Origin of the sequence: Lacihabitans lacunae, assembly GCF_042649125.1 — a bacterium.
GTDB lineage: Bacteria > Bacteroidota > Bacteroidia > Cytophagales > Spirosomataceae > Leadbetterella > Leadbetterella lacunae.
Genome location: NZ_JBHRYQ010000001.1, coordinates 1,119,704 through 1,138,558 on the forward strand (window position 1 = coordinate 1,119,704; position 18,855 = coordinate 1,138,558).

20 protein-coding genes are annotated in these 18,855 nt (G+C 34.2%); 9 read left to right on the plus strand and 11 right to left on the minus strand.

Annotated features, from left to right (window positions below):
- Positions 1-5 precede the first annotated feature (5 nt).
- On the plus strand, positions 6-1,304 hold the full coding sequence (locus ACFOOI_RS04745; RefSeq protein WP_379835628.1) for a TolC family protein: 1,299 nt from the start codon (positions 6-8) through the stop codon (positions 1,302-1,304).
- Here the strand turns inward: ACFOOI_RS04745 and ACFOOI_RS04750 are convergent, their stop codons facing one another.
- From ACFOOI_RS04750 to ACFOOI_RS04765, 4 genes are read right to left on the minus strand one after another with little or no spacing between them, the layout of a single operon-like run.
- Positions 1,305-2,030 carry a 5-oxoprolinase subunit PxpA gene (locus ACFOOI_RS04750; protein ID WP_379835630.1) on the minus strand — a complete coding sequence of 242 codons (726 nt, stop codon included), beginning with the start codon at positions 2,028-2,030 and terminating at the stop codon, positions 1,305-1,307.
- Complete coding sequence (locus ACFOOI_RS04755) at positions 2,027-2,938, minus strand: 5-oxoprolinase subunit C family protein (protein WP_379835632.1); 912 nt, start codon at positions 2,936-2,938, stop codon at positions 2,027-2,029. The genes ACFOOI_RS04750 and ACFOOI_RS04755 overlap by 4 nt, the downstream gene beginning before the upstream one ends.
- Positions 2,935-3,603 (minus strand): 5-oxoprolinase subunit B family protein, encoded by a 669-nt coding sequence (locus ACFOOI_RS04760; protein ID WP_379835634.1) that lies wholly within the window; start codon positions 3,601-3,603, stop codon positions 2,935-2,937. Before ACFOOI_RS04760 ends, ACFOOI_RS04755 begins: the two co-directional genes overlap by 4 nt.
- Before the next feature lie 2 nt (positions 3,604-3,605).
- Positions 3,606-5,273 (minus strand): T9SS type A sorting domain-containing protein, encoded by a 1,668-nt coding sequence (locus ACFOOI_RS04765; RefSeq protein WP_379835636.1) that lies wholly within the window; start codon positions 5,271-5,273, stop codon positions 3,606-3,608.
- A 44-nt stretch (positions 5,274-5,317) separates the two neighbouring features.
- Between ACFOOI_RS04765 and ACFOOI_RS04770 the strand changes: the two genes are divergently transcribed.
- Together ACFOOI_RS04770 and ACFOOI_RS04775 are read left to right on the plus strand one after the other, a co-directional pair.
- Positions 5,318-5,761 carry a hypothetical protein gene (locus ACFOOI_RS04770; protein WP_379835638.1) on the plus strand — a complete coding sequence of 148 codons (444 nt, stop codon included), beginning with the start codon at positions 5,318-5,320 and terminating at the stop codon, positions 5,759-5,761.
- Between the two features lie 115 nt (positions 5,762-5,876).
- Positions 5,877-7,358, plus strand: a complete 1,482-nt coding sequence (locus ACFOOI_RS04775; protein WP_379835640.1) for a helix-turn-helix domain-containing protein — start codon at positions 5,877-5,879, stop codon at positions 7,356-7,358.
- On the opposite strand, the gene ACFOOI_RS04780 is transcribed toward ACFOOI_RS04775, so the two are convergent.
- From ACFOOI_RS04780 to rplU, 3 genes are all read right to left on the minus strand, one after another.
- Positions 7,355-7,951 (minus strand): NifU family protein, encoded by a 597-nt coding sequence (locus ACFOOI_RS04780; RefSeq protein WP_379835642.1) that lies wholly within the window; start codon positions 7,949-7,951, stop codon positions 7,355-7,357. The two genes, ACFOOI_RS04775 and ACFOOI_RS04780, sit on opposite strands and share 4 nt — an antisense overlap.
- 108 nt (positions 7,952-8,059) lie before the next feature.
- Complete coding sequence (rpmA, locus tag ACFOOI_RS04785) at positions 8,060-8,326, minus strand: 50S ribosomal protein L27 (protein WP_379835644.1); 267 nt, start codon at positions 8,324-8,326, stop codon at positions 8,060-8,062.
- A 40-nt stretch (positions 8,327-8,366) separates the two neighbouring features.
- On the minus strand, positions 8,367-8,678 hold the full coding sequence (gene rplU, locus ACFOOI_RS04790; RefSeq protein ID WP_379835646.1) for a 50S ribosomal protein L21: 312 nt from the start codon (positions 8,676-8,678) through the stop codon (positions 8,367-8,369).
- A 179-nt stretch (positions 8,679-8,857) separates the two neighbouring features.
- Here rplU and ACFOOI_RS04795 point away from each other — a divergent pair, with 179 nt between their 5' ends.
- The 5 genes from ACFOOI_RS04795 (at position 8,858) to ACFOOI_RS04815 (ending at position 13,551) form a co-directional block, all read left to right on the plus strand.
- Entirely contained in the window at positions 8,858-10,138 is a 1,281-nt protein-coding gene (locus ACFOOI_RS04795; RefSeq protein WP_379835648.1) for a hypothetical protein, read from the plus strand.
- Entirely contained in the window at positions 10,135-11,139 is a 1,005-nt protein-coding gene (locus ACFOOI_RS04800) for a Gfo/Idh/MocA family protein (RefSeq protein WP_379835650.1), read from the plus strand. The genes ACFOOI_RS04795 and ACFOOI_RS04800 overlap by 4 nt, the downstream gene beginning before the upstream one ends.
- 80 nt (positions 11,140-11,219) lie before the next feature.
- Entirely contained in the window at positions 11,220-11,717 is a 498-nt protein-coding gene (locus ACFOOI_RS04805; RefSeq protein WP_379835652.1) for an acyltransferase, read from the plus strand.
- Positions 11,717-12,823 carry a DegT/DnrJ/EryC1/StrS family aminotransferase gene (locus ACFOOI_RS04810; protein WP_379835654.1) on the plus strand — a complete coding sequence of 369 codons (1,107 nt, stop codon included), beginning with the start codon at positions 11,717-11,719 and terminating at the stop codon, positions 12,821-12,823. The genes ACFOOI_RS04805 and ACFOOI_RS04810 overlap by 1 nt, the downstream gene beginning before the upstream one ends.
- An 11-nt stretch (positions 12,824-12,834) precedes the next feature.
- The gene (locus ACFOOI_RS04815) at positions 12,835-13,551 is read left to right on the plus strand and encodes a glycosyltransferase family 2 protein (RefSeq protein ID WP_379835656.1); all 717 of its coding nucleotides are present in this window, start codon (positions 12,835-12,837) and stop codon (positions 13,549-13,551) included.
- On the opposite strand, the gene ACFOOI_RS04820 is transcribed toward ACFOOI_RS04815, so the two are convergent.
- Together ACFOOI_RS04820 and ACFOOI_RS04825 are read right to left on the minus strand one after the other, a co-directional pair.
- Complete coding sequence (locus ACFOOI_RS04820) at positions 13,548-14,687, minus strand: glycosyltransferase (protein WP_379835658.1); 1,140 nt, start codon at positions 14,685-14,687, stop codon at positions 13,548-13,550. The genes ACFOOI_RS04815 and ACFOOI_RS04820 overlap by 4 nt on opposite strands.
- Entirely contained in the window at positions 14,684-15,817 is a 1,134-nt protein-coding gene (locus ACFOOI_RS04825; protein ID WP_379835660.1) for a glycosyltransferase family 4 protein, read from the minus strand. Before ACFOOI_RS04825 ends, ACFOOI_RS04820 begins: the two co-directional genes overlap by 4 nt.
- Before the next feature lie 145 nt (positions 15,818-15,962).
- Between ACFOOI_RS04825 and ACFOOI_RS04830 the strand changes: the two genes are divergently transcribed.
- Positions 15,963-16,865, plus strand: coding sequence for a glycosyltransferase family 2 protein (locus ACFOOI_RS04830; protein WP_379835662.1), 903 nt, complete (start codon positions 15,963-15,965; stop codon positions 16,863-16,865).
- On the opposite strand, the gene ACFOOI_RS04835 is transcribed toward ACFOOI_RS04830, so the two are convergent.
- Positions 16,862-18,229, minus strand: a complete 1,368-nt coding sequence (locus ACFOOI_RS04835; protein WP_379835664.1) for a hypothetical protein — start codon at positions 18,227-18,229, stop codon at positions 16,862-16,864. The two genes, ACFOOI_RS04830 and ACFOOI_RS04835, sit on opposite strands and share 4 nt — an antisense overlap.
- 73 nt (positions 18,230-18,302) lie before the next feature.
- The gene (locus tag ACFOOI_RS04840; RefSeq protein ID WP_379835666.1) at positions 18,303-18,836 is read right to left on the minus strand and encodes a hypothetical protein; all 534 of its coding nucleotides are present in this window, start codon (positions 18,834-18,836) and stop codon (positions 18,303-18,305) included.
- Between the last annotated feature and the right edge of the window lie 19 nt (positions 18,837-18,855).

Genomic DNA, 18,855 nt, shown 5'->3' on the forward strand with positions numbered 1-18,855 from the left:
CCCAAATGAAAAAAATACCTATTTTAATTATATTATTACTGAATAGTCCACTCATTTTTTCTCAGACTATGCTTTCTTTAGAGGAAGCACAGTCTATCGCAATGGAAAACAACTGGGGACTAAAAGTTTCGCAAAAACAAATAGAAGCAGCAGATAACCGAATATTTAAAGCAAATGCTGGCTATTCGCCGGTCATAGACTGGAATACAAGTTACAGTGGCTCCTTTAATCAGGTAAACCAAAAGTTCTTTGATGGCCGAAGTGTTCAAAGATTTGGTACCTCCATTACACCGAACACTAATTTGAGCTTAGCCTGGACTTTATATGATGGTAGAAGAATGCAAGCAGTGTATTCGAGATTAAACTCTCAGGGCCAACAAAGTAGAATTCAGAATCAACTATTGGTTCAAAATACGCTTAGTAATGTTATGCAAGCCTATTACGATATTCAAAGACTTCAGCAGTCCAAATCATATTTAGAAGTAATAATCGGATATTACGAAGAAAGGCTAAAAATAACGGAGGAGCGTTGGCAAATTGGTAGAGGGTCTAAGTTAGACTTTTTACAATCCAAAACTGATTATAGCACCCAAAAAGCGAATTTGGTAAATACGCTTAATGAATTAAAAGGAGCTAAAATCCGATTGAACGGTTTGTTGGCAAGAGACCCAAAAACAGAATTTGAAGTAAATGATCTTTCGGGATACACGAATTCAGATAACCTAGAAATTCTACTTGAAAATGCTCGTATGAAAAATCAAGAGTATTTATTATTAAAGAAAAGCGAAGAAATCAATTTATTGAACCAGAAAGAAGCAAAGTCATTTAAACTTCCAAGAGTCGGTCTTACTTCTTCGTTTGGATATAATTTTAATACCAACAACGCAGGCTTAATCACTTTTAATCAAAGTGTTGGGCTTAATACTGGTATAACGGCAACTTGGCGGGTATTTGATGGGCAATTGAATAATCGGAACATTCAATTGGCAAAAATCAATGGTGAAATTATTAAAGTTCAAAAAGAAGAATGGTTAAATAATATTGAGATGGACATAACAACTGCATATTATCAAAACCAAAACGATGAAACTTTACTTAAACTTGAACTTGAAAACAAGGCACTAGCTGAAGAAAACTTAGAAATATCGCTTGAAAAGTTTAAACTTGGAGCATCTACCATTTTAGAATTGAACGATGCTCAAACCAGGTTTAACAACGCCCTAAGTAGACTTGTAAACGCACAATATAACGTAAAAATATCAGCACTAGAATTGCTTAGACTAAGTGGTCAACTGGCCCAATAATTAGTTTTTTAGGGTTTGCCATATAACTTTGGCAAACTCTAAAGCATTTGGCGTATCTCCATGAATGCACAAAGTATCTACATTAAGTTTTATTTTTTGACCAGTTAAACTAATAACTGAGCTCTCATTTTTCAAAAGCAAAATCTGCTTTTTCAATTTTTCTTCAGATTCAATTACAGCTCCCTTAATATGCCTTGGAGACAAATTTCCATCAGACAAATAAGTTCTATCTGCGAAACCTTCTTGACAAACAGTTAGGCCCATATTTTGAGCTATCGAAACACTCAAACTTCCGCTTAAAGTAAACAGTTTCAGTTTTGGATTTATCGAAAGCAAAGCCTCGCATATGGCTTCGGAATAATCCACTCTATTTGCGGCCATGTTATACAATGCACCGTGAGGTTTTACGTGATTTACAACTAAACCTTGATTTTCTACCACCTCTTGCAAAGTCAATACTTGTTTTTTGACCAAATCGAAAACTGCTTTCTTTGAAAGTTCCATATTTTTTCTTCCAAAATTCGCTTTGTCTTCAAATCCAGGATGTGCCCCTATTTTTAGGCCTTTCATACCGGCTTTTTTTACTATTTCGGTCATTATGTGGGCATCACCTGCATGTCCGCCACAGGCTACGTTAATCACGTCTACAAATTCCATTAACTCAAAATCCAAACCTGAATTTAGAGCTTCAATATTTTCTCCTAAGTCGCAGTTTATTTCTATCATTTCACATTAATTTTCAAACTAGCTTCTACTTGCTTCAAAAAAAGATTTTGATCATTTATTAAATCAAATGCCTGATCTAAAGTTATTATCTCAAAATAAAAGCTTTGACCAGAACCCATCTGAGCTAAGTAAGGTAAATCAGCTTGTGCCACAAAACCAATTACTGGATAACCGCCTGTGGTTTGAGAATCCGCCATTAATACGATCAGTTGCCCATTAGGAAGGCATTGAATAGAACCAAAACCTACCCCAAACGAAATTTTTTCCTTTAGATTTAAAAAACTAAGCGATGGCCCAGAAAGCTTATATCCCATTCTATTGCTTTCGTTTTGAATTACAAAATTATTCTTACAAAAAACAGCTTCTAAACTATTATTTGATATTGATTCAGCAAGCACAATTCTAATTATTTTTCTAAAGAAAGAATCATTTCTAAAAATACCTAAATTACTATTTTTTCTACTATCATGCTTATTTAGCAAAATCGCCGATTCCATTTTTTGAAATCCAATTTGTAAATTAGTGGCTGCAGAATTTTGCCATTTAGGCAAATCAAAACCACCTTTTACACCCAAATAGCATCTTTGACCAAAACTCCACTTCGAAAAACTTAAAACATCTCCCTTTTGAGCACCATATTGTTTTAAATGTAAAATCTCTTTCCCATTGAGTAAACAACCAAAATCAGCTCCAGAGATAGCAAAAACACATGTTTCTTCAAATTCAAAGACTGGAGCAGGAAAATGCATTTCTATAGCCGTCTCATTCTCGGTATTTTGTAAAATCAGATTTAATAACTTAAAACTATACACATCCATTGCTCCACCCACATTTACACCTTTTGACCTAGAATTTGCCCTTCCTAGATCTTGAAATGTAGATAAAACTCCTTTTTTAATGACTTTCATACCCTATTTGCAACAAATGTTAGCGTATCTCCTACTTCCAATACAGCCGGGTTTTCAAATGAAAAAAGCTCAAAGTCGGTATGACCAATAATTTGCCACCCACCCGGACTATTATGTGGATAAATACCCGTTTGGTAGCCACCAATGCCAACACTTCCTTTATTTATGATAGTTGGCACAGTGCTTTTTCGAGGCACAAAAAGGCGAGTATCCATTCCTAACAAATATGGAAAACCCGGTAAAAAACCGATTGCAGCAACTGTGTAAATGGGCTTTGTATGAAATTCTATTATCTGTTGGATAGACAATTTGGTGTAGGCAGAAACAAACTTTAAATCATCCCCTCTATAGTCCACTAATACTGAATGATGTTTGGTTTTACTTACTGCTTCGGAATGGTTTATATTTCCCCAAATTTCCTTTAAATAATTCTGAATAGCTAAAAGGTCATTTTTTGTTTGAATAAACTCTTTTTTTAAATAAAAACTAATCGAATTATAAGAAACAACCGTATCTCTTAGCCATTTTGGCTTTAATTCTTGAATACTTTGGTGGAAACCAATTACCTTTTTATGGGTTTCTAAGTCTAATTTCTCTTCAAAAAACACCCCAAAACTATACTCAGATAAAATTAAAAACGTAAAAGGCTCAGTTTGAAAATCCATGGCTATTTCAAAATTAGTTTTTTTGTCTGCCTTTTAGTGTTGTTTAATATTTCAACTATAAGCAGTTGACTATTCTGATTTTTCTCAAGGTAAATGGTCTTCTCTAATTCTTTTACCTTTATTTGCTGATTTTCAGAATACATCGTTTTTCCATCCACCGTTTTTATTGAAATTTCTAAATTCCCAGACTCCAAATTGCTTAGAGATAAATTAATTAGCCCTTCACTTGGATTAGGATAAACTTGCAGTGTTTCAGGTTCTTTTTCTGTAGCTGTGGCTAAGTTTACATCATACATACACATATAAATCTCATAGCCTTTCAGCGAAATTTCCTTTGAAAAATTATTATAATTCATTTTCAGAGTTACCACATCGTCTGCTGATTTGGCATGGGGATTTTGTGCAGCTACTAGCATTTTGCCATCTTTATAAACTCCCCTCCAAATTGGTAATTTGTTTTCGTTATAATCACGAGCCGAAATAGCCTCAACTAGCTGATAATTGCCTTCAAACATCTGTTTGTATTGCGAAACTCTGTAAAGGCCTTTCGTGAAATATTCATAATTGGAAAGATCTTCTTTTTCGGTTAAAATTCCGGTTTGCTCCCATAACCAAATGCCTTTAGCACCTCCAAAAAATGGAAAAATACCACAAGCCTCAGCCATCCATGGTTTTATGGGTTTATGAATAAAGTCTTTGTTATAGCTATATTTCAGCCAAACAAAAAGTATCAATTCTTTATCTGTCCATGCCCTGTTAGCTTCACATTGAAACAAAAGGTAAGACAAATATTCAGGAGCAAATATATGCGGATAATCATAGTAAAAATATGCCGAAGGCGTCATGTGTGTTTGCAAATTATACACCTCACCTCCTATTTTATTATTGGCAAAATCAAAAGTTAAATAATTAGTCTCTGCTATTTCAGTTTTCCATTCTTCCCACGAGTTTCCTTGAATATTTATAAATGTATTCAATATTGGGCTATCCGTATACGAACTTATTATTGAGGTATTTGCCGATAATTCTTTAGTGGCATATCTCATGGCTTCCGCGTATCGGTTTTGAAGCTCTTTTTTATATGCTAAAATAAAGTTCTGATCGCTAAGTGCTTTTATATCAGCAGGAATGGTGCTACTTGTTTTTAAAAGTAAAATAGAGTCATTTGATTTTATTTGCCTTTCTATATCAAAAACAAGCATATCAGTCTCTATTTTATCTGGACTTTGAGTATCCGATCTCATTTTGCCCAAATTCCAATCCCAGTGGTTTTTATATACTTGCAAATCATTCCCCCACGGATTCTTTTGTGTTTCCCAAGGCTGATTATTACCCGGAAAAGCGACTCCATAGTAAATATATGCCCTGTTTTTGACAGGCAAAAGCCATAGGTAATTTGGATTTGAAAAATGCGTGTATCCCCTTTTTAACATTGTCTGGTAGTCAGAAAACTGAGGTCCGCCACCATAAATCACTTTAAAAGGTAAAGTAAACTCCGGAAATTGTTTCCAATTAATATATCCCAATTGGCTCGGAGTTTGAAAAATAAAGTCGGGGTTTGGCCCACAAATTTGTGAATTTGCTAACTTCGAAGAAAAAATAAAAAAAGTGGCAATGAGAATCACATTAAAAATCATTCCTGAGCTAAACTTTCTTATTTTTGCAATCATATTATATATTCTTAAGCGTTAGATACAAAAATAATTTATTATTAATGAAAAATATCATCCTTATATTGTGTATTTCGGTTTTCATATTTTCTTGCAAAGACAAATCTGGTGTTACACCTACCAAAACCACTGCCGAAGTTTTAGTACAAAACAGCTGGCAATTAGATAGATATTCAGATGAAAATGGAAAAACGATCTCAAATTCGTCTTTGAATATTCAGGCTTTAGCACTTTATGGTCTTATTTTCGAATTTAGGGCCAATCAGGAAACTAGAGCGTCGGATAAACTGACCAAAAATATAGTTAACAAAGGCACTTGGGCGTTAAATGCTGACAGCACTCAAATGAAAATCAATATCGATGGCTTTAATGGTAACTTTGGAATAGTGTCTGCTGTTCAGGGAAAGTTAATTTTAAATTCTGGAACTGATGGTTTTTTAAGTGGTGTAGGCTCAAATATTAGATTAGAGTTTTCAGAATCTAAGTAATTTGAAATAGTTTTCAGTCCAAAAGAAAAAAACATTTTGTAGTGGTTTCGAAAAGGTTCATTTTTCGAGTAAAATTTCAGTATATTTATACCTAAATTGTTGAATAAAATACTTAATGAGCCTTAATACCGACCATATAAAATTAATTTTTGGACTAAAACTTAAACAACTTAGACAAGAAAAAGAACTATCTCTTAATGACTTATCTCAAAAATCGGGGCTTTCAATATCCTATATAAATGAGATAGAAAAAGGGAAAAAGTACCCAAAAGCAGATAAAATCTCAGCATTAGCAGATGCATTAGAAATTGAGTACGATAGTCTTGTTTCACTTAAGCTTAGCCGAAAACTTGAGCCAATTTCAAATCTTCTAAAATCAAATTTCTTGACCGAAATACCGTTTGATTTTTTTGGAATTGACCCTGCAAATCTATTAGAAATGTTATCTGATGCACCCACCAAATTGAGTGCATTCATAAATACCATCATTAAGATAGGAAGAAGTTACAGCATGAGTGTTGAGCAATTCTATTTTGCTGTGATGCGTTCGTACCAGGAAATGTACAATAACTATTTCCCCGAATTAGAAGAAATAGCCGAACGGTTTTTAGCAGAAAACAGCATACAATCTGATATTCAAATAGATGAATTTTATTTAAGCAACTATCTTTCAGACAAATACGGAATCACTATTGAGTATTTTGACGAGATTGACAATCCTACTTTGGCTACGATAAGGTCTATTTATATTCCTAAAACAAAAAAGATAAAAATCAACAAAAGGATCTCGTCTGACCAAAGGGCGTTTACTTTGGCACGCGAACTTGGATTTTTATATATGGGTATTAAAGAAAGACCATTGACTTCTTCTTGGATTCAGGTAAACTCATTTGACGAAGTATTTAATAACTTTCAGGCTTCGTATTTTGCAGGAGCCATCTTAATCAGAAAAGATAGACTAATTGAAAAGTTAACCAAGTTCTTTGCGTCTGAGACTTTTGAGTCTAAAACGCTAAAAGAAATGATTGATGGATTTCAAACTACTCCAGAAACACTTTTACATCGAATATTCAGTCTTTTACCTGAGCATTTCGGAATAGACAAACTATTTTTCTTACGTTTTGAAGCCCCTATTGGCTCAAAAAACTATAGCCTCACAAAAGAGCTACACTTAACCAAGCAACACGACCCGCAAGAAAGTAAAAACGAAAACTATTGTAGACGCTGGATTTCATTGAATATCCTAAATTCACTTTCGCTTATACAAAAGCCAGGCGAATTAGATAAACTCTTGATTGAATCTCAAATATCAAACTACATAGACGCTGGTAATCAATACTTTGTATTATCCATTGCAAGGCCAATAAATATTTTAGAAAATACAAATGTGAGTATCACAATTGGTTTTGAGATTGACGAAACGCTGAAATCAAAGATTAGATTTTTGAACGATCCAAAACTAAAAACTAGAGACGTAAATCAGACATGCGAAAAATGCTCGCTTTTTGATTGTAAAGATAGAGTTGCTGCACCAGTTATAATGCAGCAAAGAAGACATACGCAAGCAATGATAAAAGCAATAGAGGAGTTTAGTTAAACTCCTTCTGCTTCTACAAGTTTTACTTCGGGTATCATATTTGTCAGGAGACGCTCAATTCCGTCTTTGAGAGTTACAGTAGCAGATGGGCACCCACTGCATGAACCTTGTAAAAATACTTTTACTTTTCCGGTTTCCTCATCAAATGATGCGAAGTTAATAGCACCTCCATCAGATTCTACAGCCGGTCTGACGTATTGATCCAATGCTGACTTAATCTTAGAAACTATAGGACCATCGTTTTCATCTACAATTAATGTATTTGCTGTTATGGTTTTTTCTTCAAAAACCGGATGATTTTCATCAAAGTAGATTTTTATAAATTTTTTAAAATCAAAAAGCACCTCTTCCCATTCAGTATCGTCGGATTTTGTTATAGTCACAAAATTTGAAGAAATAAATACCCTTTGTACAAAAGGAAATTGAAAACAATCAGCCGCAAGTGGTGATGCTTTTCCTTCTTGTAAGGCTGAATTCATATCAGGGTAATCAAAAGACAAACCGTCAGGAACAATTTCAAAATTAAGAACGAATTTCATTGAGTTGGGATTTGGGCTCAACTCTGTATATATCATTGTATTTCTCTTCAGCATGTTATTTTCTCTTGTTTGTTTTAAAACAATATACAAATACTTTAAGTTTGGATAAATCAAAAAAAAAGAGGCAAATGCCTCTTTTAATTTTCTTTACTGTATTAAATCTTAAGCTTCAGCAGCTTCAGGCAATACGTGAACGAAAGATTTTCCATCACGACCTTTTTTGAAAGTTACAACACCAGGCTGCATAGCAAACAAAGTGTGATCACGTCCAACACCTACATTTAAACCTGGATTATGCTTAGTTCCACGCTGACGAACAATAATGTTTCCAGCAATTGCAACCTGACCTCCAAATAATTTAACTCCCAATCGCTTACTTTCCGACTCACGACCGTTTCTAGAACTACCTACACCTTTCTTATGTGCCATCGTTATGAAATTTTAAGTTTTTTCTAAATAAATAATTTAATTAAGCAACAATCTCTTCGATTTGGATTTTAGTCAATGCTTGACGGTGTCCGTTTTGCTTTTGGTAACCTTTACGTCTTTTCTTTTTAAAGACGATTACTTTCTCACCTTTAAGGTGCTCAAGTATAGTAACTTTTACAGAAGCACCAGCCACTGTAGGAGCCCCTATAGAAACTGTACCTTCATTATCAACAAGGAGCACCTTGTCAAATACAAGCTCAGCGTTCGCTTCACCAGCCAAACGGTTGGTATAAATGAAACGACCCTTTTCAACTTTAAATTGCTGGCCTGCTATCTCTACGATTGCATACATGGTTTTTGAATTTTAATTTTATTCCTAAAAAATTGGAGTGCAAAAGTAACAAATTAAAATTATTTTTAAAAGCTATGATTGAAAATTTATTTATTATACAAACATATATTTAAATGCTAATTCTAAAGAGTCCTTTTTTTTGAACCGCTAATGCGTTAAATTTGCATAAAAAAAATTAAATGTCTCCATTTAATAATCATTTAGAAGTTGCTGGATTTGAAAAAATCTTACTCCTAAAGTTTTCCATTTGTGTCCTCTTTTCAGTAGGAGTTTGGGTGATTTACACTCAAAAAGCGAGATTATCATCAATTCCTAACTCGAAAAAAGCATTATTTTTCCTGTTATCATTTATAATATTACGCATTCTCCCCTTCCTTATTATTTATGTCATTTTAGATTTCTCAGCCAGATCAGATGTGCGGATGTTTTACGACTCGGCTTTAGGAGCATTAAAACTAGGTTTTGTATATAGAGATTTTGAAACAGCCTACTCTCCTATTTTTCCTTATTTGACTGCACTGCCACTTTTAATTTGGGACTCCGCAAAAGCGATAGTATTAGAGATGGTATTAGTAGAAGGAATTATACTTTGGTTTACATATAAATATTATAAAAACTCCCTTGGTAACTATTATCTACTCTTATACCTCATGCTTCCTGCTCCTTTTGTTTTCTCTATATTAGGAGGGCAAGAAGACATTTGGATGTGGGCTTTTGTGCTTTGGACATGTTTTATATTAAGAAAAAACAGCAATTGGCTGCTTGCTGGATTAATAATGGGTCTGGGTCTATTGACCACCAAGGCATTGCTTGTGTTATATTTACCCGCACTTTTTATTTTTGCTAAAAAGCCATGGCAGTTTATGCTAGGTTTATTGATAGTAGGTATACCAAGTTTAGCGTTTATGTATTACCACAGCGAACTCTTGTTTTTATCACCAATTCAGCAAGCAAACGACCCCCGAACTCCAAATATCTGGTCGGTACTACATCCATTAACCAACGGCTTTGTGCCAATCGGTCCGAAAATATTGAACTGGGTAGGCTTGGTAAGCATTCAGGCTTTGGGGATATTTTTTGCCATCAAATCAAAAAAAACAAGCAAACCGCACTATTTTTTAGTATTTCTGTTTTTGATAATCTCTGTTTGGCTCATGATTATCCAACAAAGCTCACTATCTAATTATGCCTATGTATTTTTAATGCCTATGGTGTTTTTCTTTGGTGAACAAACTAACAAAAAATGGTTGATACTATTGCTTTTACTCAACCTGTTTGTGGTCATTCAACCGCCTATTTGGTGGGGAATAGGTATGCCAATATTTCATAGTCTTTCAGATCTAAATAGTGGATATAAAGTTTTAGAATACATCACTGAAATAGGCGTTGTGGTACTTCTATTTGCTTTTTTGAGAATAATTATTAAAAATTTTAAAACTACTAACAATAGTAACGTATGATTAATGTAGGAATGGTAGGATATGGTTATTGGGGAAATAACCTTTTGAGAAATTTCATGAATACACCCGGGTGTACATTGAAAACCGTGTGTGACTTAAGATTAGAAAGATTAAAAATTGCTCAAAAACAATTTCCTAGTATTGAAATTACGGATAAAATAGAAGACTTAATTAATGATGCTAAGATTGATGCCGTTATAGTAGCTACACCTGTTTTTTTACATTTCAAATTTGCAAAAATGGCCCTTTTAGCGGGCAAGCACGTATTGGTTGAAAAACCTCTTACGGCGTCTGTAGATGAAGCAACGGAACTCGTGAATTTAGCGAAAGATAAAAACTTAATTTTAGCAGTAGATCATACTTTTTTGTTTACAGGATCGGTTCAGAAAATCAAAAGTATGGTAGATGAAGGCTCTTTTGGTAAACTTCAATATTTTGACTCAACCAGAATAAATTTGGGATTATTTCAACCAGACATAAATGTAATTTGGGATTTGGCACCTCATGATATTTCGATATTGAACTATTTGATAGACGAAAAACCTGTGAGTGTTTCTTGTACTGGTCAATCGCATACCTCAAATAAACTTGAGAATATCGCTTACTTAACGCTGCAATACCAATCAGACTTTATCGCTCATTTTAGTTGTTCATGGGTTTCTCCTGTTAAAATCAGAAGAATATTGATAGGTGGCGACCAAAAAATGTGTTTGTACGACGATGTAGAACCAACGGAAAAAGTAAAAATTTATGATACCGGTTTTGATGTTAAAAACGAAGAAGAAAAGCATAAAATGCTAATTGACTACAGGGCTGGTGATATTTATATTCCAAAAATTGCTCAAAAAGAGGCACTTTCAGAAATGGCTAAAGACTTCATAAATGCAATTGATAAAAATCAAAGACCTTTGGTAGATGGGGAATCTGGATTAGAGGTGGTAAAAATCTTAGATGCGGCACAAAAATCTATCAATAACAAAGGCCAAGAGATAAAACTTTAAAATGTTTTAGAGCGAATTCACTTTCGACTGAGTTATATATTGAAATAATCCCTAATTTTGGGCTGAATAATTAACATTGCATGCAAATATTGACCGTAGATTCTCCAAAACAATCCCTTAATCAGGTGAAAGTGGGTGAAAATGTAAAAATTTATGACTTTGTAAATGCTTACCACTGTAGCATAGACGATGGTTCAAAAGTAGGAACATTTGTAGAAATACAGAAAGGGGTAACAATAGGTAAAAACTGTAAAATCTCTAGCCACAGTTTTATCTGCGAAGGCGTAGTAATAGAAGATGAAGTCTTTATTGGTCATAATGTCACATTCATAAACGATAGATTTCCAAGAGCAACCAATGCTGACGGCAGTTCACAAACTGAAGCTGACTGGAAATTGGAATTAACTACTATCAAAAAAAGAGCGTCTATTGGTTCAAGCGTAACCATTTTATGCGGGGTCACTGTAGGTGAAGGAGCAATTATTGGAGCTGGATCGGTAGTAACCAAAGATGTAGCTCCACACACAATAGTGGCAGGAAATCCAGCGAAATTTATTAAAAACTGTAACGAAATCTAATGGAAAATAGCATCAACATCCCTTGTCTGGATTTAAAAAAGCAATACTTAACAATCAAAGACGAAGTTCTTAAAATAACAGAGGAAGTATTTAGTCAAACGGCTTTTTCAGGAGGGCCTTTCGTTGAAAAATTTGAGAATAGTTTTGCTACTTTTTGCGATACAAAATATGCTTTAGGTTGCAATAACGGAACTACAGCTTTACACTTGGCTATGTTAGCCTTGGATATTAAACCAGGCGACGAAGTTATCATACCAGCCAATACATTTATAGCAACAGCTTGGGGTGTATCCTATGTAGGAGCTACGCCAGTTTTTGTTGATTGTGACCCAAATACTTGGGAAATAGATGTTAAAGCAGCCGAGAAGGCAATTACGCCAAAAACTAAAGCCATCATTGGCGTACATTTGTATGGCCAACCATTTGACATTGCCCCTTTAAAGGCAATATGTGACAAACACAAAATATTTTTAGTAGAAGATGCTGCTCAAGCCCAAGGAGCAAAATATAACGGAAAGCCCGTTGGAGGATTCGGAGAACTTGCCACTTTTAGTTTTTATCCAGGTAAAAACCTTGGAGCATTTGGAGAAGCCGGCGGATTAACTACAAATAATGAAGCATATCTAAAACATATGCAGAGGCTTAGAAACCACGGCATGACAGTTAGGTACTATCACGAAGAAATCGGTTATAACTACAGAATGGATGGTCTTCAAGGTGGTATTCTTGAATTTAAGCTTGGTAAACTTGAAGGCTGGAATAACCGCAGGAGAGAAATTGCAAAAATGTACCAAAACGGAATCAAAAACGAAAAAATAAAACTTCAGACACAGCCCGAAAACACCGAATCTATTTACCATTTATTTGTAGTAACCACAGAAGACAGAGACGGTTTTATGAGTTATTTGAATTCGAAAAATATATTCCCTGGACTTCATTATCCGGTTCCTTGTCACTTACAAGATGCATATAAATACTTGGGTTACAAAAAAGGGGATTTCCCGCATACAGAATACCTTTCAGAGCATTGTCTGTCATTACCGATGTTTCCTGAGCTAACAGACGAGGAAGTTAACATCGTAATAGATGCAGTAAATCTATACTAATTTAGATATAAATGACTGATAATAAACAGAGTTGGAGTATCGTAGTTTTTTGTTATAACGAAGAAGGTTCGGTTCAAAAAGTACTTTCTGATGTAGAAAATACCCTATCTCAAATGGATATCGCAGCTTATGAAGTTGTGGTAGTAGACGATGGTAGTTCGGACGGTTCTCAAACCAAAATTCAAGAATATATAAAAGGAAAAAGCCACTTTAGCTTTTTGCCTCATAGTGTAAATAAAGGCATTGGTCAAGCACTAAGAACGGGTTATTTCAATTCAAAATTCGAAAACATTTGTGCAGTTCCGGCCGATGGCCAATTCGATATTTCAGAGCTGCTTCCCTTCTCTTTTGTTCCTGATAAGACCTTTGTTTCGTTCTACAGAAAAGAAAATACAACTTATTCGATAGCCCGAAATATCCTTTCACAGGCAAATAAAGTAATCAATAAAGTCTTTAATGGCTTTTATATGTTGGATGTCAATTGGGTGAAAATCTACAAACGAAAAGCGATAGTAAACCTAAACTTAGAACTTCAAAGTTCTTTGGTAGAAAGCGAAATTTGTGCTAAGCTGATACTTTCTGGGCATGAATGTAAAGAAGTAGTTTCAAAATACTTAAGTAGAACATCGGGCGTAAGCAAAGGTGCTAGTGGTAAAATAGTAATTCAAGCAGTAAAAGACACCTATCAACTTTATAAAGTCCTAAGAAAGTTCAGAAAGAAACTTTAATTTTTTTTGTAAAGCTTCAGCATCTCTGAAAATATTTTCTTAGGAACATATTCCTTTTCCAACATTTTTTGGGCGTTTGAATTCATTATTTGGGCACTTTTTGAATTAGTCAAAATATCTATTATGGCATTTTTGATATCCATAATGTCTAATTTTACCACCTTACCAGCCTTATATTTATTTATCATTTCATCAATTCGAGTTTGATCAGAAACGACCACGGGCAAATTAGCTTCTATAGCCTCTAAAACTGCCATAGGGAAACCCTCAGAATAAGATGTAAGGCAGAACATGTCAGAAGCTTCATAAAGGGCCTTTTTGACACTCCCAGATACAGACCCGGTAAATATAATTTGATCATTAATGCCTAATTGATTAATAATAGTTTGCAGTTCCTCCTGATAATGTTCATCTGGCCCGGCAATTATTAGTTTTATAGGCACTGTTATTTCTTTAAGCACCAAAGCAAAAGCTTTAACTAAAAGATCTAAGCCTTTCTTTTTATGAATTCTTGATAAAAAAAGTATTTTTTTAGAATCATCATTTAATCCAAACTTATCCTTTACAAACTTTATCTCTTTAGGAGAAGCGGGGAGTGTTTTTTCAATGGTGTTGGGAATCACCATTATTTTTTTTGGATTTACTTTTTGGTAATCCAACACCTCTTGCTTTTCGGCTTCGGTCAAAGCAACTATTCCCGCAGCATTTTTAAGGGCCTTATTTTGAATTAAAAAACCAAAAATCTTCTTTTTTAAAGAACCTTGCTGAAGGGTCCATTTGGCCAACATGCCGTGTATTGTGATGTATTTTCGAGGTTTTTTATTAAAAATAAACGGTGCCACACTTCCCCAAAACCAAATACCGTGTACATGGATAACATCAAAAGTGTCTCCTTTTAGTTTCAGATAATCATTTAATTCAGTTGAGAAATTAGAAACATATTTAGACAAAAAGTGAGGCTTTACTAATATCAACTTCACTCCTTCTGGTGTAGGATAAACCTCCTCGCCCGGGAACTCCAAAGACAATATGGTCACTTTGTGTCCATGATGGGTTTGATAGCCAGAATGGTCAAAAACTACTTTTGCGGTTCCGCCTCTTTCGACCGTATATCCTGTAATATGTAATATTTTCATAAATTCATAAACCCATTTAAAACACGTGCACCAACATTTTCAACCTTAAATTCCGAAATAACCTCTAAAGAATTTAAGCCACATTTTTCTCTAAAGTCCGCATCTCTTGCCATCTTTTCTAAATGAGCCTCTAACGTATTTTCATCTCCAGATTGAAATATTAAACCATTATTTTTCAATAAATCACTTGAGCAGCCACATTTGTCAGAAATAATAATTGGCAAGCCACAAATCATGGCTTCGTTTACCACTAAACCCCAGGTTTCTGACTTACTTGGCAAAACAAAAACATCAGCTAAGGTGAAATATTTAGGAACCTCTTCCCACGAAACAGAAGGTAAAAAATAAACATCCGAAATATGTTTATCTGCAACATACTTTTGAAAACCCACTTTTAATTCGCCATCTCCAAGTATTATCAAACCCCAATCGTCAAATTGGATATTGTTTCTTTTAAAACTATCGAATGAATTAAAAAGCGAACCTAAATTCTTTTCTTCGATTATTCTTCCTACATAAATAAAATTCTTGGAAGTTTTAATATCTGAAACTGCAAAGTTATTTCTTTTTGCTTCTTCAAACGATTCGAGAATACGAATATCATCTACAACCGCTGCCTTATCTTCTATAATTTGGTATGGTTTTGCTCCTAGTTGAATCATATAATCTTTGGCTAATTTACCAAAACATATAAATCCACTTGAGCTTTTTACCAATATCTTTTTTATGGTTTCTTTTATGAAATTATTATTCGATTCTAAGGCTGTAGATTCATTTGAAATTACGACTTTAATACCCAATAAACGACAAAAAAGAATTATAAAAGTTATGGAAATATCCGCAGCATAACCCGTGGCATTAACTAAATCGGGTTTAAACTTCAAGATAAAACTAGCGAGGGCTTTGAACTTCTTAAATGTGCTAAGATTATCAATATAATCATCAAACAAAACTTTAAAATTATACGAATAAGGAAACTCCGTGGTTTCCATATTTTTTCTTGAAAGCTCATTCTTGGCAATTTGTAGCACCAAAACTTCATCCTCTTTGCCGGCGGCTTTTTCAATCTGCTCAAACAAAGCAGATTTATAATGAGCCCACAAAATATTATGTATAATTAAAATCTTCATTTTTCTTTTTAGGTGCCAAAATGCTTGGCAAATTTACCAATTATGATTTTTAAACTTGAATAACCTTTAAATAATAATTCGTTTTTTAATTAATAATTGGAGCAATATCTCAAAATGAAGCTTATTTTTGTGCGAATTGAAAAATATGAACATCACCGCCCTAATATTAACCTTCAACGAGTCTCAGCATATAGAACGCTGCATAAAAAGCCTTTTGCCTTTTTGTGATCGGATTTGTGTAGTAGATAGCTTTTCAACTGATGATACAGTAGAAAAAGTAAAAGCACTAGGTGCTGAAGTTTTCTCAAATAAATGGGAGAATAATTACGCCAAACAATTAAACTGGGGTCTACAAAACTGCAACATTTCGACTGATTGGACCATGCGAATTGATGCAGATGAATATATTCTGCCAGAACTTCAACAAGAAATTACTGAAAAGTTAGACAGTATACCTGAAAACGTGAGTGGCATTGAGCTCAAACGCAGGATGATTTTTAAAGGAAAATGGGTCAAAAGAGGTGGGTATTATCCAATAAGACTACTACGGATATTTAGAACTGGGATGGGAATTTGTGAGGAAAGGCTCATGGATGAGCACATCGTATTAGAAAGTGGAGACGTGATTCAGTTTGACCATGATGTGGTGGATGAGAACCTAAACTCAATTCATTGGTGGGTAGCCAAACACAATAATTATGCAAGAAGAGAAGCCACTGACATATTAAATCAAAAATATGACTTGGTATATTCAACCGACATTAATAGCACTTCTAGCGTGAAACAGGCTGTTTTAAAACGAAAAATCAAAAATAACTTCTACAACAACCTTCCACTTGGCGTACGACCTATATTATATTTTACCATTAGAATGATCCCACTTTTAGGCATTTTGGATGGTCCAAGAGGATGGATTTTTCACTTTATGCAAGGGCTATGGTACAGAATGTTGGTAGACATTAACGTGATGGAAATGGAGGAAAAATGTAAAGGAGATAAAGCTTTGATGACGGACATCATCAAAAATGATTGGAAAATAGAGTTTTAAACACCTATTATTTGTGGTTCGCTGTCTGTTTTCTTAGTTTCTACTTTTGATTTCACATAGAGCAAGCCTCCAGGTATAAACCGGGCAACTACTGCATAATAGCCCCATCGAGTATAATCCATCACGTATCCTCCTGTGAGATTGAGTATCATAAAATAAATATATCCATAAGCGATAAATTCAGCCGCTATGGAACTCGGATTTCTCATTTCGAGAATGCAGATTTTTGTGAGATAAAAATAAATGACCATGTAGAAAATGAACATAATGATACCAAAAGAGTCTAAAACCTCAAAAATAGGCACATCAACGTATAAGTTTTTATATCCATTTCCCCAAAAAACATAGCGAAGTTTACCATCCTCTACGTTTTCGGTTAAATTTTCAAAAACAGCAGAAATCAAGGATACACGCATACTAGCTGAAACGTCCACGTCCTTTTCTTTGGTAGATTCTTCTCCTGAAAGAGCACCAGTTAAAGTTCCAATTAGTTTTTCCACCCTATTAGATACAAAAATGGTCACTGGAGCAAGTGCGTCTTCATTTTCATTTATTAACACCACCACTTTATAAACTCCAAAACCTAAAACTAACAACACATACCACTTTGTCAGTAAGCTTCTTACTGATTTAAAAAGTGACTTAAAACTAAAATTAAAGATGAAGAATAACCAAAGGAAAATCGCTGAGGTTATAAAGGTTATCATGGTTTGAGTAAGAAACAAAACCACAATAAAAAGAAGCATTGTAGCTAAAGTAAATATCATTCCGGTTTTATACTTTTTTTGATATTTAAGCAACATTGTACTTAGAATTAAACCAAAAAAAGCCACTTTAGAAAAAATATGTGGATTCCCAGTATTGCCTTCTTCTTCCTCACGAAATTTGATTGCAGCCCGCTGCCCTATCACATATAGTGGGTCTTTGTAAACCGAATAAATCAACAATAAAGAACCAATTATACAAATAGTGAGTGCTATTGGCAGAAAATTATTATTGAGCGAGTCGGCACTCATCATCACGAATGCGTAGAAAATGAAAAATATAAAGGAATAAGAAAGAAGTTCATACGTACCACTAATGGGAGAGTATTTATCTCTAAAAAGTAGATATAGAAAAGTAATGATAACAAACCACATCGTAAGAAAATAAGCGAGTGGATTGGGCACATAAAGTTTTTTTAGATTTTTAAAAGGGATCGTCATAATCAAAGGCCCCAATGCACCTGCAACCGTAAAAGCTGCACTGTTTGGAGCTAATTTTAGACCATCCCTAAAAAAGTAAACGATAGGCAAGCCGCAGAATAGCATAGCCACAGCGAAAACGTCTCTATAATCTAAAAATTTCCTTATTAAAAATCTCATTCCTGTACTTTAGGATTCAAAGTTACAATATTCTTGAATTATTAAAGTACACTTGGCACCAAAATCCATTTATCTATTTAATTTCAATATCAAAATCGATATTTACATCGTCGCTTCCTGGAGTAATAGTGCCGTTTTTACTGATCATTCCATTGATAGGTGGCTGATGTCTAAGTTGCACTTTTAATTTTCCCGAACCAGCTGTAGCCAAAGTTTCAAAAGTCCCTTTTAAACCAATATTGAAACCATTTTTATCTTTATCACTGTACGTATACTTTCCTAAAGTACTAGGAGTTAATGTAAAAGCAACCAAATGTTCGTCAGCTGCATCTAAAATTTCGTCGGTAATATTAAGTACTGGCGACTTTGATTCATCGAAAAACTCAAGGGTTAAATTATACGTTTTACTTTTATCCAGCACTATCTTATCTAAAGTGGGTGATGCTCCCCCGTCTCCGTCTGGATCTTTAAAAGAAAAAGTCTTAACCACTCCCCCATTCTCAAAATTCATTTTTACGGTTGTAATCAACTCATTTTCTTCTAAAGGCTCTACGCTGGTTTTACATGACCAAGCAAACACCACTACTACAAGCAATATTTTTTTCATTAAATTTAAATATTAGTTT

Bases quoted from the DNA above. Each gene is read 5' to 3' on its own strand.
- ACFOOI_RS04830 (WP_379835662.1), top strand. From the start codon at position 15,963: ATGAACATCACCGCCCTAATATTAACCTTCAACGAGTCTCAGCATATA.
- ACFOOI_RS04760 (WP_379835634.1), bottom strand. From the start codon at position 3,603: ATGGATTTTCAAACTGAGCCTTTTACGTTTTTAATTTTATCTGAGTAT.
- ACFOOI_RS04750 (WP_379835630.1), bottom strand. From the start codon at position 2,030: ATGATAGAAATAAACTGCGACTTAGGAGAAAATATTGAAGCTCTAAAT.
- ACFOOI_RS04815 (WP_379835656.1), top strand. From the start codon at position 12,835: ATGACTGATAATAAACAGAGTTGGAGTATCGTAGTTTTTTGTTATAAC.
- ACFOOI_RS04820 (WP_379835658.1), bottom strand. From the start codon at position 14,687: ATGAAAATATTACATATTACAGGATATACGGTCGAAAGAGGCGGAACC.
- ACFOOI_RS04805 (WP_379835652.1), top strand. From the start codon at position 11,220: ATGCAAATATTGACCGTAGATTCTCCAAAACAATCCCTTAATCAGGTG.
- ACFOOI_RS04745 (WP_379835628.1), top strand. From the start codon at position 6: ATGAAAAAAATACCTATTTTAATTATATTATTACTGAATAGTCCACTC.
- ACFOOI_RS04775 (WP_379835640.1), top strand. From the start codon at position 5,877: ATGAGCCTTAATACCGACCATATAAAATTAATTTTTGGACTAAAACTT.
- ACFOOI_RS04795 (WP_379835648.1), top strand. From the start codon at position 8,858: ATGTCTCCATTTAATAATCATTTAGAAGTTGCTGGATTTGAAAAAATC.
- ACFOOI_RS04800 (WP_379835650.1), top strand. From the start codon at position 10,135: ATGATTAATGTAGGAATGGTAGGATATGGTTATTGGGGAAATAACCTT.
- ACFOOI_RS04765 (WP_379835636.1), bottom strand. From the start codon at position 5,273: ATGATTGCAAAAATAAGAAAGTTTAGCTCAGGAATGATTTTTAATGTG.
- ACFOOI_RS04810 (WP_379835654.1), top strand. From the start codon at position 11,717: ATGGAAAATAGCATCAACATCCCTTGTCTGGATTTAAAAAAGCAATAC.
- ACFOOI_RS04770 (WP_379835638.1), top strand. From the start codon at position 5,318: ATGAAAAATATCATCCTTATATTGTGTATTTCGGTTTTCATATTTTCT.
- ACFOOI_RS04840 (WP_379835666.1), bottom strand. From the start codon at position 18,836: ATGAAAAAAATATTGCTTGTAGTAGTGGTGTTTGCTTGGTCATGTAAA.
- rpmA (WP_379835644.1), bottom strand. From the start codon at position 8,326: ATGGCACATAAGAAAGGTGTAGGTAGTTCTAGAAACGGTCGTGAGTCG.
- ACFOOI_RS04780 (WP_379835642.1), bottom strand. From the start codon at position 7,951: ATGCTGAAGAGAAATACAATGATATATACAGAGTTGAGCCCAAATCCC.
- ACFOOI_RS04825 (WP_379835660.1), bottom strand. From the start codon at position 15,817: ATGAAGATTTTAATTATACATAATATTTTGTGGGCTCATTATAAATCT.
- ACFOOI_RS04755 (WP_379835632.1), bottom strand. From the start codon at position 2,938: ATGAAAGTCATTAAAAAAGGAGTTTTATCTACATTTCAAGATCTAGGA.
- ACFOOI_RS04835 (WP_379835664.1), bottom strand. From the start codon at position 18,229: ATGAGATTTTTAATAAGGAAATTTTTAGATTATAGAGACGTTTTCGCT.
- rplU (WP_379835646.1), bottom strand. From the start codon at position 8,678: ATGTATGCAATCGTAGAGATAGCAGGCCAGCAATTTAAAGTTGAAAAG.